The following is a 12,906-nucleotide window of genomic DNA, read 5'->3' as shown; positions in this document are numbered from 1 at the left end:
GTAGCTGGCGTGGCGTCAGAAACGATTTGCCCGCAATATCCTATTTATGCGCTTCTCCCATCTCGCCGCCCTGGGGGCGGGTTCAGCCCTCGTCCTTCTCCTCCAGCCTGTCGCCGCCGGTACCGCGGCCACCCGGTCGCAGACGGGGGGTGTCACCACCCTGCCGTTGGCTGCGACCCAGCGTGGCCCGGCACTCCAGCGCGATCTCGCGCCGCGTGCCACCACCCCGTTCGCCCTGGTGGGCGTGAGCTGGGACGACCCCCTGGCGGACCTGTCCGGCACGGTGGAGGTACGGACCCGCAGCTCGGCCACCGGTCGGTGGAGCGAGTGGCGCGAGCTCGGCGCGGAGAGGGACGACCGCCCGGACGCGCCATCGGACGTGGCTGCGCCCGAGCGCGCGGGCCGGGGCGCCACGGCCCCGCTGTGGGTCGGAGCGAGCGACGGTGTCGCCGTCCGGGTGGCCTCCTCCGGGCGGCCGTTGCCTGCCGGGCTGCGCGCCGAACTGGTGGACCCCGGCGAGGGACCGGCCGCCCGTTCGCTGCCGGCCGGGGACAGGGCTCCGCGCCCCGGCGTGGTCACCCGCTCGGGCTGGGGGGCCGACGAGTCCCTGCGCGCTCGGGACTTCATCTACACCGGCGCGGTCCGTGTGGTGTTCGTCCACCACACCGACACCACGAACGACTACGACTGCGCCGACGCTCCCAAGATCATCAGGTCGATCTACCGGTACCACGTGAAGAGCAGCGGCTGGCGGGACATCGGCTACAACTTCCTCGTCGACAAGTGCGGCACCATCTACGAGGGCAGGGCGGGCGGAGTCGCCGAACCCGTCCTGGGCGCCCACACCCTGGGGTTCAACACCGACTCGGCGGGCGTCGCCGCGATCGGCACCTATGTCTCCACGGCCGTCCCGCAGGCCCAGGTGGAAGGCATCGCCAAGATCGCCGCCTGGAAGCTCGGCCTGACCGGACGTGACGCGACCGGCACCACGACCCTGGTCTCCGCTTCCGACGGCAGCCGCTACAAGAAGGGGACACAGGCGAACTTCGGCGCGATCTCGGGCCACCGCGACGCCTTCAACACCCAGTGCCCCGGCGCGCGCCTCTTCGACCGCCTCGGCGACATCCGCTCCCTGGCGGCCCGGCTCCAGGGCCGCTGACCGGCGGCCGCCGTGCCGCGTATCGTTCAGATGCGCCACTCCTGAACCGGGGGCGCAGCGGACGGAGGCGGTGAGAGCGGATGCCAGGCATCGTGCGGCGGTGGCGGCCGGACTTCCCGCTCGACCTGCCCCGCACTCTGCTCCCGCTGCGGCGTGGCCCGGCCGATCCCTCGTACCGGACCAGCGGCGACGGCGCGATCTGGCGGGCCTCGCGGACGCCCGCCGGGCCCGGCACCCTGCGCGTCCTCGCGCGCCCGGGCTCGGATTCCGGTTCGGGCTTGGGCTCCGGTTCGGGCGAGATCGAGGCGCAGGCCTGGGGGCCGGGTGCGCAGTGGCTGCTGGACCGGGTGCCCGCCCTGCTCGGGGCGGATGACGACCCGTCAGGCCTGGTGCTGCCCCCGGGCCCGCTGCGAGAGGCCCAGCGCGCCCACGGCGGAGTACGGCTGTGCCGGACCGGCCTGGTGCTGGAGTCCCTGCTGCCCGCGATTCTGGAGCAGAAGGTCACCACCGACGAGGCGTACCGCGCCTGGCGCACCCTGCTGCGCGACTTCGGCACGCCGGCGCCGGGGCCGGCCGAGGGCATGCGGGTGGCGCCGTCCGCCCGGGAGTGGGCGCTCATCCCGAGTTGGGAGTGGCACCGCGCAGGGGTGGACCCGAAACGCTCGGCGACCATCGTCCGGGCCGCCCGCCTCGCACCCCGGCTGGAGGAGGCCTCCGCACTGCCGCACGAGGAGGCGTACGCCCGGCTGACCACCGTGCCCGGGATCGGTGTCTGGACGGCGGCCGAGACCCTGCAGCGCAGCAACGGTGACCCCGACGCGGTGTCGGTCGGCGACTACCACCTGCCCAACCTGGTCGGCTGGGGCCTGGCCGGCCGCCCGCGCAGCGACGACGACCAGATGCTCGCCCTCCTCGCCCCGTACGCAGGCCATCGTCATCGCGTGTGCCGCCTGATCGCCCTCACCGGCGCCCGCGCCCCGCGCTACGGCCCCCGCCTGGCCCCGAACGACCACCGTCATCGCTGACGACGTGTGAGAACCGCACCATCCCTCATCCGGTGAGCGGAATTGATTGTTCGTGAGCGCAAACGGATCGGTAACCAGAACCGCACCGCCGTCCGGCCCACCCGGCCGCAGGTCTCGTCGCTCAACTGGCAGCAGGGCGAGACCGTCCCGAACCTCGTCCAGGCCCGGTCTAGCGCACGGTGATGAAGGCGTCCGCCGTCCGGGCAGGGCGCTCCCTGGGGGACTCCGCCGGGCGGCCGACGGCGATCGCGCCCATCGGGTCCCAGGTGTCCGGCAGTTCCAGCACGCCGCGCACGGTGTCCCGGCAGAACATCGTCGAGGACACCCACGCCGAGCCGTAGCCCTCGCCGGCCAGCGTGACCAGCAGGTTCTGCACGGCAGCCCCGATCGCGACGGTGAACATCTCGCGCTCGGCGGCCGCGCGCCGCTCGTCCGGGTAGTCGTGCGAACCGTCCATCACCAGGCAGGGGACCACCAGGTACGGGGCGTCCCGCAGCACGTTCCCCCGTGCGGTCCGGCGGGCGATCTTCGCCTCGTCCCAGCCGTCGAGCCCGGCGAGGTCGCGCTGCCAGGCCGCGAGCATCGCGTCGAGCAGCCGTTCCCGGACGTCCGCCGCCTCCAGCAGCACGAAGCGCCACGGCGTGGTGTGGTGCGGGGCGGGCGCGGTGACGGCCGCGGCCACCGCGCGGCGTACGGCCGCCGGGTCGACCGGCTCGGCGGTGAAGGAACGGATGGTCCGGCGGAGCGTCACGGCCTCGCGGACCGCCTCCGAGGTCCCGAGCCGGAACATGTCGTCGGTGGCCGCGCGGATCAGCGGCCGGGTGCCGTCACCGTCCTCGGGGGTGACCAGCTGCGCCAGGCCCCGGACCACGGCCACGGGGGTGCCGGTGGCCTTGCCCTTGACCAGGTCGGCCGCCGCCGCGAGTTCGTCGGCCGTCGCGGTGACGGTCATCGCCAGCTCGTTGCCGTGGCTGTCCGTACGCCCCCGGTGGTCCTCCAGCACCGGCAGCCCGGCGGCGCCGATGGCGACGTCGGTCAGCCCGTTCCGCCAGGGGCGGCCGAAGGTATCCGTGATGATCACGGCGAGCCGGCGTCCCGTCAGCTGCTGCAGCCGTTCCCGCAGTGCGCGCGCCGAGGCGTCCGGGTCCTCGGGCAGCAGCAGGACGGTCCCCGGCGCGGTGTTGGAGGCGTCCACCCCGGCCGCGGCCATCACCAGCCCGTTGCGGTTCTCCACGATCCGCACGGGACCGCGCCGCGCGACCACCCGTACGGTCTCCGCATCGATCGCGGCCTCCCGGTCGGCGGCGTGCAGCACACGGCCCTCCGCCTTGCTGACGATCTTCGAGGTGACCAGCAGGATGTCGCCGTCCTCGAACTCGCCCGCCTTGGCGATCAGCGCGCCCAGGTCCGAGTCCGCGTCGATCTCCGGCAGCCCCTCGACCGGTAGCACCTGGATCACGAACGCACCTGCTCCGCCAGCTCCAGCGCCGCCCGGGCCATCGCGGCCGTGGCGTCGGCGTCCGTCATCAGCAGCGGAACCGCCCGGCAGGGAATGCCCGCCGCCTCCACCGCCGCGACCGCACCGGCGTCCTGCGTGTCCACCAGCCACCCGTCCAGCAGATCGGCGCCGTAGTGAAGCGCGACCGCATCGGCGGTGGCGGCGACCCCGACCGCGGCGAGCACCTTGTCGGCCATGCCGCGCACCGGCGCGCCGCCGATGATCGGCGAGAGCCCGACCACCGGGGCGGCCGCCGCGCTGACGGCCTGCCGGATGCCGGGGACGGCGAGGATGGTGCCGATGCTCACCACCGGGTTGGACGGCGGGAAGAGGATCACGTCCGCCGCCGCGATGGCCTCCAGCACTCCGGGAGCGGGCTTGGCGGTGTCCGCACCGACGGGGATGATCGCCTCGGCGTCCACCGCGGCGTGCAGCCGGACCCAGTACTCCTGGAAGTGCACCGCGCGCGTTCCCTCGGAGTCCGTGATCCGGACGTGCGTCTCGACCCGGTCGTCGCTCATCGGCAGCAGCCGGACACCCGGCTTCCAGCGGACGCACAGTGCCTCGGTGACCTGGCTCAGCGAGTAGCCGGCGGTCAGCATCTGGCTGCGCACGATGTGCGTGGCGAAGTCCTTGTCGCCGAGCCCGAACCACTCGGGCCCGACGCCGTACGCCTTCATCTCGGCCTTGACCGACCAGGTCTCGTCCGCCCGGCCCCAGCCCTGCTCCTCGTGGATGCCCCCGCCGAGGGTGTACATCACGGTGTCCAGGTCCGGGCAGACCTTGAGTCCGAAGAGGTGGATGTCGTCGCCGGTGTTCCCGATGACGGTGATCTCGTCCTCCGGGGTGACCACGTCCTTGAGTCCGCGCAGGAAGCGCGCTCCGCCGATCCCGCCTGCCAGTGCCACGATGCGCATGGGGTCATCCTGCCAGGCGGGACGCTTGTCAGCGGGCCTCGGGCTGCATCTCGACGGCGCTTTCCGGAACGACACCGGCCGCACCGTACTGGTTCATCTCGACCAGGCCGGGGGAGTAGAGGTGGATGCTGACGGCCGGTTCGAGGGCGGCGTTGACGACCTCGTGCAGGTAGCCGGAGGAGAAGACCCGCTGCCCGCCGGGGCGCAGGGTGCGCGAGCCCTCGCCGGCCTGCGAGAGCGAGCGCTCGACGAGCTCGCCCTGAACGACCGTCATCACACCCGAGGACTGGCCGTGGTCGTGGAAGCCGCTGCTCTGGCCCGGCAGCCAGCTGAGCAGCCAGACCTCGTAGCCGGGGCCGGTCTCCAGCCGGGCGTACCAGCGGGTGAGGGCGTCGTACCTGACCAGCGGTGCCCAGCGGTCGCGGTCGGCGGCGATCTCCCGGACGAGCTGCGCGTACCCGGCCACGGTGGTCGGATGGTGCGGGACGTCGGTGCGGGCGAGGTGCGGGAAGGCCAGCGGGTCGCCGGCGATGCTGACGTCGCTCAGGCCGTCGGTCCAGGGGTGCCGGGGCGCGGCGATGTGGACGGTCTCAGCCACGCGGCGGGCGAGCTTGTTGCGGTCTCTGTTGCGCTTGCGGATGCGGGTCATTCGCATGGAAGGGTCCTCGGAGCGGCTGGTTCGGGGAGGGGATCAGCCGGATCCGCGGAGATTCAGGGGGGACTGTCGCGCGGGCGGCCTCGTTGTTCCTGGGCGGCGCGCGGTGGGACAGCGGGCGCCTAGATACAGCAGGAACAGAGGCGACAACAGAGCGAGCTCGCGGCACGACGGAGCACGGCCTGGCGGCTCCGGTGGGTGGCGAACTCTGACATGAGAGCAAGGAGACCGCAAGAGGGGCGGCGGTGTCAACTCGGTCGACCGGACATTCGGGTCAGACCGACCCTCAACCACCCGATGGGGTGATAAATCACCCTCTAGGTTTCGATGCGAAGATCGCCGGGAAGGCAGGCGATGATCCGGCAACCGGACCGCTGCCGTCGGCGTCCCCCCGTTTGGGGGGTGGTCAGATTCGGGGCGGTCCGTGTTGACTGCAAGTCAGCCGGTGGGTGGTTCCGGACGGTTGATGGTGATCAGGCCGGTAAGTCCTGAATGTCCGGATATGTACACTTATCGTAATGCCTTGGTTCCGGGGAGTGAATCCTCGACCCAATACCAGAGCTCGGCTTGACTGGGCCAGAGTGACGCACATGTAATTTCACTCGTGTCGTTCCGCCGCTCCAGGCAACGGCAACACCACGGGGACGCCACAAGGGGCAGAGGAGGCGCGCCAAATGAGCGAGCTCTTTGAGCTGTTGATCGGTGAGGGCATCGAGGAGGACGAAGAGGAGCTCGGTTGGCAGGAGCGCGCGCTGTGCGCCCAGACCGACCCCGAGTCCTTCTTCCCGGAGAAGGGCGGCTCCACCCGCGAGGCCAAGAAGGTCTGCCTCGCCTGTGAGGTCCGCTCCGAGTGTCTCGAGTACGCCCTCGCCAACGACGAGCGCTTCGGAATCTGGGGCGGTCTCTCCGAGCGCGAGCGCCGGCGCCTGAAGAAGAGCGCGGTCTGACCAGCCGCCGACAAAATCGGTCCACCCACACAGCAGCTGTGCCAGCGCCTCACCGGGACGGTGGGGCGCTTTCGCATTCCCGCACATCCGCAGGACCGACTCCGGAGGCACCGTCGCCATCCGGAGCCGTTAGTGTGGTGCGCCATCTGCCGTCCACCGGCTGCATCCACCGGCTGCATCCATTTCAGACCTGGGGCCAGCGCACTCGATGACTGTCTACAGCCACCAGAGCGGCTTCTCAGCTGCGAGGCCGCCCGCGTACCCGCGCCACCTGGTCACCGCCGTGATCGTCTCGCACGACGGTGCCCGCTGGCTCCCGCAGGCGCTGGCCGGCCTGCTCGGCCAGGACCGGCAGGTGCAGCGGATCCTCGCCGTCGACACCGGCTCCACCGACACCTCCCCGCAGCTGCTGGAGGACACCCTCGGTGACTGGCTGCCCGAGAGCGGCCCGCTGATCCTCGGCCGCCGCTCCGGCTTCGGCACCGCCGTCGCCCAGGCCGTCTTCAACAGCCCGCCGCTGCGCCCCGAGGACCTCCCGTACAGCCTCGACCCCTCCGGGTACGACCCCGTCACCGGTGGCTGGGACGACTTCGGCGACCCGCTCGGCGCCGAGGACGAGCTCGGCCGCGGCGGCCCGCGCGAGACGCAGCCCATCGAGTGGCTCTGGCTGCTGCACGACGACTGCGAACCGCAGACCGACGCCCTGCGCCGACTGCTCCAGGTGGCCGACTCCACCCCGTCCGCCGCCGTCGTCGGCCCCAAGCTGCGCAGCTGGTACGACCGCAGGCAGCTGCTCGAGGTCGGCGTCACCATCGCCCGCTCCGGCCGCCGCTGGACCGGACTCGACCGCCGCGAGCAGGACCAGGGCCAGCACGACCAGGTCCGCCCGGTGCTCGCCGTCTCGACCGCCGGCATGCTGGTCCGCCGCGACGTCTTCGAGGAGCTCGGCGGCTTCGACAAGGCGCTGCCGCTGATGCGCGACGACACCGACTTCTGCTGGCGGGTCAACGCCGCGGGGTACCGGGTCGTCGTCGCCCCCGATGCCGTGCTCCGGCACGCCGAGGCCGCCAGCCGCGAGCGCCGCGCCATCGACTGCGGCGCCGCCCACCCGCACCGCGTCGACAAGGCCGGCGCCGTCTACACCCTGCTCGCCAACTCCAAGGGCGTGCTCTTCCCGTACGTCCTGCTCCGGCTCGTGCTGGGCACCCTGCTGCGCGTCATCGCCAACCTGGTCGGCAAGGACCCGAAGCAGGCCTTCGACGAGCTGGCCGGCCTCGGCCACGAGCTGATCCGCCTGCCCCGCCTGCTGCTCGCCCGCAAACGCCGGGCCAGGACGCGGGTCGCCGACGGGCTCGACGACCGCACGCTCTTCCCGGCCCCCGGCGCCACCGCCCGCCTCGCCGTCGAACAGGCCATCAGCGCCCTCGGCATCGGCGGCAGCGACGACTCGGGCGCCGGCCGCCACGGCTCGGTCGAGTCCGGCCCCGGCGACGAGGACGCCGACGACCTGGTGGTCGAGCAGTTCGCCCTGCTCAAGAAGATCGCCAGGCGCCCGGCCCCGCTGCTCTTCATCGGCCTGCTGCTCTTCGCCCTGGCCGCCTGCCGCAACCTGATCGGCAGCGGCAGCCTGCTCGGCGGCGCCCTGCTGCCCGTCTCCGACGGCGCGGCGGGCCTGTGGAACATGTACGCGGGCAGCTGGCACCCCGTCGGCACCGGCTCCACAGCCACCGCACCGCCGTACCTGGCCGTGCTCTCGGTGCTCTCCTGGCTGCTGTTCGACCACGCGGACTTCGCGATCACCCTGCTCGTGGTGCTCTCCATCCCGCTCGCCGCCGTCAGCGCCTACCTGGTCTCCCGCCCGCTGATCGAGTCCAAGCTGGTCCGCGCCTGGGCCAGCGCCACGTACGCCCTGCTGCCCGCGGCCACCGGCGCGCTCGCCCAGGGCCGGATCGGCACCGCCGTCCTCGCCGTGCTGCTCCCGCCGCTGGCCCGCGCCGCCGCCATCACCGCGGGCCTCGGCATCCGTACCGAGACCGCCGCCAAGGGCGCCCGCCCCGGCTGGCGCAGCGCCTGGATGACCGTGCTGATGCTCACCATCAGCACCGCCTTCGTCCCGCTGACCTGGGCCATCGCCGTACCGCTCAGCCTCGCCGCACTGGTCTACGCCGTGCTGCGCGGCGGCGCCTTCGGCTCCGGCGGGGAGGCGCTGCGCCTGCTCGGCCTGCGGGTGGTGGTCATCCTCGGCGTACCGGTCCTGGTCCTCGCCCCGTGGTCGCTCCAGGTGCTCATGCACCCCTCCCGGCTGCTCCTCGAGGCCGGGCTGCCCGGTTTCAACGGCTCCGCCGCGAACCCGCTCGGCCTGATCCTGGTGAACCCCGGCGGCTCCGGCGTCCCGCCGATCTGGCTCTCCGCCGGTGTCGTGCTCACCGCCCTCGCCGCCCTGCTGCGCGCCGACCGCCGCCGCGCGGTGCTGGCCGCCTGGGGCGCCGCCGGGGCCGGGCTGCTGTTCACCGTCGCGGTGGCCGGCACCAGCGTCACCCCGGCCTCCGGCGGACAGGCCGTGGCCGCCTGGGCCGGGCCCGCGACCCTGCTCACCGGCGTCGCCCTGCTGGCCGCCGCCGCGATCGGCGCCGACGGCGCCAACGCCCGCGTCGCCGGGATCGCCTTCGGCTGGCGCCAGCCGGTCGCCGCGCTGGTGGTCGCCTCCGCCGTGCTCGCCCCGCTCGGCACCGCCGTCTGGTGGGCCGTCACCGGAGCCGACGGCCCGCTGCGGCGCACCGAGGCCGCCCAGGTCCCCGCCTTCGTCGCGGAGGAGGCCGGCACCACCGACCGCTCCCGCACCCTCGTCCTCACCGGCGACGCCGGCGCCTCGGGCGTCCGCTACGCCCTGGTCCGCGGCGCCGGCCTGACCCTCGGCCAGGCCGAGGGCACCGTGGACGCCGGCAGCAGCGGTGATCTGACCACGCTGGTCGGCCGCCTGCTCGCGGGCTCCGGCGGAGAGCAGGCGAAGTCCCTGGCCGGCTACGGCGTCGGCTACCTCGAGGTCAAGGACCCGATGATCGCCAAGGTCGAGGACGTCCTGGACACCACCCCCGGCCTGACCAAGCTCAGCCAGGAGAACGGCATCGCCCTCTGGCAGGTCAGCGGCGCCCCCGCGACCCGGGCCGTGATCACCAGCCCGAAGGGCGCCCCCGTGTCCGTCCCGGCGGGTGTCCACGACATCGACACCACGATCCCGGCCGGTCCGGCGGGCCGCGTCCTGCGCCTCGCGGAGCAGGCCGACCCCAAGTGGCAGGCCACCCTGGACGGCACCGCCCTGGAGTCCGTCACCGTCGACGGCTGGGCACAGGGCTTCAAGCTCCCCGCCGACGGCGGCCGGCTCGAGCTCACCCGTGACTCCAGCCTGCTGCACACCGGCTGGATCTGGGCGCAGCTGCTGCTCGCCACCACCGTCCTGGTGCTCGCCCTGCCCGGCCGCCGCAACCACAACGACGACGACCTGCCCGAGGAGGTGGTCGCCGCCGCCGCGCTGGCCGCCGCCGCCCAGGCACAGGCCCCCCTCCCGGGTAGCCGCCGGGCCCGCCGGATGGCCGAGCGCGGCGAGGGTGAGGGCGCCGAGCCCGACACCGGCGTGTACGCGGCCGGGATCCCGCAGCAGGGCGCCGGCGAGCCCGAGGCCGAGCCCGCCCACCCCGCGGCGGACCCGTACCAGGAGCAGTACCAGCAGGCCGACCCGTACGGCTGGGACCCGTACGCGGCCCAGCAGCCCGCAGGCGGGCAGTACGGCCAGCAGCAGTACGCGGAGCCGTACCCGCAGCAGCAGTACCCGGACCAGTACGCCGACCAGTACGAGCAGCAGCAGTACGGCTACGACCAGTACGCGGGCTACGCCACCCCCGAGCAGCAGCCCTGGGCGCCCGGCCAGCCGCAGCCCGAGACGTACTACGACCCGAACGACCCCTACGGCAACGGCGGTCACCCGCACCACAACGGAACGGGGAGCTGACCCACCGTCATGAAGAAGCCCAACCTCAAGGCCCCGAACATCAAGGCCCCCAACCTGAAGGCGCCCAGCCTCAAGTCCCTCAACCCGGCCGCGCTGGCCGGCGGCAGCCGCACCGGCACCTCGCTGCTGGCCGCCGCAGCGGTGCTCGCCGTGGGCCTCGGGATCGCCGAGCTGCGCCCGCCGGTCACCCCGGCCGCCGCCGACGGCAGCGGCGCGGTGACCACGGCGCAGGTCGAGCGCACCTCGCTGGTCTGCCCCCAGCCGCTGCAGGGCCTCACCGGCAGCACCAACCTCACCCTGCTCACCCCGGCGGGCGGCTCGGCCACCGGCGGCTCGGCCTCGCTCTCGGACGTGACCCCGCAGGCCGTGGCACCGGCCGCCCCCGCCCCGTCAACGGCCCCGTCGGCCTCCGCGTCCGGAGCGGCCGCCGCCGCGCCCAGCGACGCCCGGCTCGCCCTCACCAAGGTCGGCGTCCCCGTCACCGGCCCGGCCTTCACCGGCGACATCGCCCCCGGTGCCCTCGCCGTCGCCACCGGTGCGTACGCGCCCGGCTTCACCGTCACCCAGACCACCACCGTGACCGACCAGCGCGGCCTCGGCATGTCCGGGATCAACTGCGCCCCGTCCGGCACGAACTTCTGGTTCGCGGGCGCCAGCACGGCGGGCGACCGGGTCGACTACGTGAGCCTGGTCAACGCCGACACCGTCCCGGCGGTGGTGGACCTCAAGCTGTACGGCGACAAGGGCCCGATCGACAACGACGCCACCACCGGCATCACCGTCGCCCCCGGCGCCTCGCAGGCCGTCCTGCTGCTGCCGAACCTGACCAAGGGGCCGGTCAACGACCTGGCCGTGCAGGTGATCGCCCGCAGCGGGCGGGTCGGGGCCGCCGTGCACACCGCCGACGGTTCCAAGGGCGCCGACTGGATCCCCGCCTCGGCGGACCCGGCGGCCTCGGTGGTCATGCCCGGCCTCCCGGCGGACACCGCGACAGCGCATCTGGTGGTCGCCGTCCCCGGTGACGACGATGCGGACCTGAAGATCCAGATCTCCGGGAAGAACGGCTGGTTCACCCCGGCCGGTCACGAGACCATCCACGTCAAGGCGGGCATGGTCGCGATCGCAGACCTGGGCACCGGCACCCGCGGCGAGGGCTTCACCCGCGGCGAGGTCGGCGCGCTGCGGCTCACCCCGACCGACCCCGCGCACCAGACCCCGATCGTGGCCTCGCTGCGCGTCGACCGCACCAAGGACGGCAAGTCGGACGCGGCCTGGATCACCGGCAGCATCCCCGTCGGCAAGCGGGCGAGCATCGCCGAGAACCGCGGCGGCGGCGCCTCGACGCTCTACCTCACCTCGACCGGCGCGGCCTCCAAGGTCAAGCTGACCTCGTCGGCGGGCAGCGGCGGCGGCACCCCGGCCACCAAGGAGGTCGACGTTCCGGCCGGCGCGACGGTCGGCATGCCGGTCCCCGAGCCCGGCGGGCTGAACGGCGTCTTCGGCCTCACCGTGGAGACCGTCTCCGGTGGCCCCGTGGTGGCCGCCCGGATGCTCGCGGTGGACGGCAAGGGCGTCCCGATGTTCACGATCCAGGCGCTGCGCGACGACCACAGCACCGTACGAGTGCCGCAGGCGGACCAGGAGCCGGGCCTGCTGGTCCGGCCCTGACCGGGGCTCAGTCCTCGTCGTAGCGGGGGTCGATCGCATCGGGCGAGAGCCCGAGCAGATCGGCCACCTGCTCGATCAGGATCTCGTGGACGAGCGCCGCCCGGTCCTCGCGCCCCTTGGCGCGGATCTCGACCGGGCGGCGGTAGACCACGATCCGGCTCTTGTGACCCTGCTTGGCGGGGATCAGGCGCCCGAGCGGCACGGCGTCCGGGTCGGGCGTGCCCTGCTCCGGCAGCGGCACCTCCTGGACGGCGAACTCCACGTCGACCAGCTGCGGCCACCTGCGCTCCAGCCGTTCGACCGACTCGCGCACATAGTCGTCGAACAGCTCGGAGCGGGTCAGCGAGATCGGCACCTGAGGCGGTGCCAGCGGCCCGCGCAGGCCGCGGCCGTGCCGGTCACGGTGCCTGCGGCGCCGGGACGGGTCGGCCGGTGATTGGGATGCGGAGCTGTCCATATCAGTGTCGAGCGTAGTCCTTGGACGCCCGGAAGTGGACCACCGCGACCGGTCTGCGCGGCGACACGGTGCACTCGGCAGGGGGCGGGTCTTCGCGGGCAGGACGGGAGTGCGGTACCGTCCACCCTCGTGAGCTCTGTACGTCGTTGTTCGCGGACCGCGTGCGGCCGACCGGCCGTCGCCACGCTGACGTACGTCTACGCGGACTCAACCGCCGTTCTCGGCCCGCTCGCCACCTATGCCGAGCCGCACTGCTACGACCTCTGCGCCGAGCACGCCGAGCGCCTCACCGCCCCGCGCGGCTGGGAGGTCGTCCGGCTGGCCGCCGACGTCGGCCCGCTCCGCCGCACCAGCGACGACCTGGAGGCCCTGGCCAACGCCGTGCGCGAGGCCGCCCGCCCGCAGGAGCGCACACCCCGTCAGAGCGGCACCTCCCTGGGCGACCCCGGCGAGGCGGGCCGCCGCGGCCACCTGCGGGTGCTGCGCTCGCCGGAGAACTGAGACCGCCCCCGATCGCCGGCCGGTCCGCGTTCACCGAGGCCTCACGGCCGCCGGGTACGCTGCCCTACGTCTG

General features: G+C 73.5%; 10 protein-coding genes. 6 read left to right on the top strand and 4 right to left on the bottom strand.

Features of this window, described 5'->3' with window-relative positions:
• Positions 1-46: 46 nt before the first annotated feature.
• Both FB465_RS13055 and FB465_RS13050 read left to right on the top strand, forming a co-directional pair.
• The gene (locus FB465_RS13055) at positions 47-1,159 is read left to right on the top strand and encodes a peptidoglycan recognition protein family protein (RefSeq protein WP_145790481.1); all 1,113 of its coding nucleotides are present in this window, start codon (positions 47-49) and stop codon (positions 1,157-1,159) included.
• A gap of 80 nt (positions 1,160-1,239) precedes the next feature.
• Positions 1,240-2,184, top strand: a complete 945-nt coding sequence (locus FB465_RS13050) for a DNA-3-methyladenine glycosylase family protein (RefSeq protein ID WP_145790479.1) — start codon at positions 1,240-1,242, stop codon at positions 2,182-2,184.
• A 169-nt stretch (positions 2,185-2,353) separates the two neighbouring features.
• On the opposite strand, the gene FB465_RS13045 is transcribed toward FB465_RS13050, so the two are convergent.
• From FB465_RS13045 to FB465_RS13035, 3 genes are read right to left on the bottom strand one after another with little or no spacing between them, the layout of a single operon-like run.
• Positions 2,354-3,643 (bottom strand): coenzyme F420-0:L-glutamate ligase, encoded by a 1,290-nt coding sequence (locus FB465_RS13045; RefSeq protein WP_145790477.1) that lies wholly within the window; start codon positions 3,641-3,643, stop codon positions 2,354-2,356.
• On the bottom strand, positions 3,640-4,599 hold the full coding sequence (gene cofD / locus FB465_RS13040; protein ID WP_145790475.1) for a 2-phospho-L-lactate transferase: 960 nt from the start codon (positions 4,597-4,599) through the stop codon (positions 3,640-3,642). The genes FB465_RS13045 and cofD overlap by 4 nt, the downstream gene beginning before the upstream one ends.
• Before the next feature lie 28 nt (positions 4,600-4,627).
• A complete protein-coding gene (locus FB465_RS13035; protein ID WP_246192642.1) occupies positions 4,628-5,254 on the bottom strand; it encodes a cysteine dioxygenase in 627 nt (208 codons plus the stop codon).
• A gap of 674 nt (positions 5,255-5,928) precedes the next feature.
• Between FB465_RS13035 and FB465_RS13030 the strand changes: the two genes are divergently transcribed.
• The 3 genes from FB465_RS13030 to FB465_RS13020 all read left to right on the top strand — a co-directional run bounded on the left by FB465_RS13030 (position 5,929) and on the right by FB465_RS13020 (position 11,875).
• On the top strand, positions 5,929-6,201 hold the full coding sequence (locus FB465_RS13030; RefSeq protein ID WP_145790473.1) for a WhiB family transcriptional regulator: 273 nt from the start codon (positions 5,929-5,931) through the stop codon (positions 6,199-6,201).
• A gap of 208 nt (positions 6,202-6,409) precedes the next feature.
• Positions 6,410-10,207: a glycosyltransferase gene (locus tag FB465_RS13025; RefSeq protein WP_145790470.1), complete on the top strand. Its 3,798-nt coding sequence runs from the start codon at positions 6,410-6,412 to the stop codon at positions 10,205-10,207.
• Positions 10,208-10,216: 9 nt separating this feature from the next.
• Entirely contained in the window at positions 10,217-11,875 is a 1,659-nt protein-coding gene (locus tag FB465_RS13020; protein ID WP_145790468.1) for a DUF5719 family protein, read from the top strand.
• A 7-nt stretch (positions 11,876-11,882) separates the two neighbouring features.
• Here FB465_RS13020 and FB465_RS13015 read toward each other — a convergent pair whose 3' ends face one another.
• On the bottom strand, positions 11,883-12,332 hold the full coding sequence (locus FB465_RS13015) for a metallopeptidase family protein (protein WP_145790466.1): 450 nt from the start codon (positions 12,330-12,332) through the stop codon (positions 11,883-11,885).
• A 129-nt stretch (positions 12,333-12,461) separates the two neighbouring features.
• Here FB465_RS13015 and FB465_RS13010 point away from each other — a divergent pair, with 129 nt between their 5' ends.
• Positions 12,462-12,833: a DUF3499 domain-containing protein gene (locus tag FB465_RS13010; protein WP_246192641.1), complete on the top strand. Its 372-nt coding sequence runs from the start codon at positions 12,462-12,464 to the stop codon at positions 12,831-12,833.
• Positions 12,834-12,906 lie beyond the last annotated feature (73 nt).

The sequence above is a fragment of the Kitasatospora atroaurantiaca genome (assembly GCF_007828955.1).
GTDB lineage: Bacteria > Actinomycetota > Actinomycetes > Streptomycetales > Streptomycetaceae > Kitasatospora > Kitasatospora atroaurantiaca.
Note: the sequence above shows the minus strand (reverse complement) of the source record. Positions and strands in the feature narration are given on the sequence as shown.

What these genes read in the sequence shown, in the direction of transcription:
- FB465_RS13055 (WP_145790481.1), top strand. Translation starts at nt 47, where the DNA reads ATGCGCTTCTCCCATCTCGCCGCCCTGGGGGCGGGTTCAGCCCTCGTC.
- FB465_RS13050 (WP_145790479.1), top strand. Translation starts at nt 1,240, where the DNA reads ATGCCAGGCATCGTGCGGCGGTGGCGGCCGGACTTCCCGCTCGACCTG.
- cofD (WP_145790475.1), bottom strand. Translation starts at nt 4,599, where the DNA reads ATGCGCATCGTGGCACTGGCAGGCGGGATCGGCGGAGCGCGCTTCCTG.
- FB465_RS13035 (WP_246192642.1), bottom strand. Translation starts at nt 5,254, where the DNA reads ATGCGAATGACCCGCATCCGCAAGCGCAACAGAGACCGCAACAAGCTC.
- FB465_RS13030 (WP_145790473.1), top strand. Translation starts at nt 5,929, where the DNA reads ATGAGCGAGCTCTTTGAGCTGTTGATCGGTGAGGGCATCGAGGAGGAC.
- FB465_RS13025 (WP_145790470.1), top strand. Translation starts at nt 6,410, where the DNA reads ATGACTGTCTACAGCCACCAGAGCGGCTTCTCAGCTGCGAGGCCGCCC.
- FB465_RS13020 (WP_145790468.1), top strand. Translation starts at nt 10,217, where the DNA reads ATGAAGAAGCCCAACCTCAAGGCCCCGAACATCAAGGCCCCCAACCTG.
- FB465_RS13015 (WP_145790466.1), bottom strand. Translation starts at nt 12,332, where the DNA reads ATGGACAGCTCCGCATCCCAATCACCGGCCGACCCGTCCCGGCGCCGC.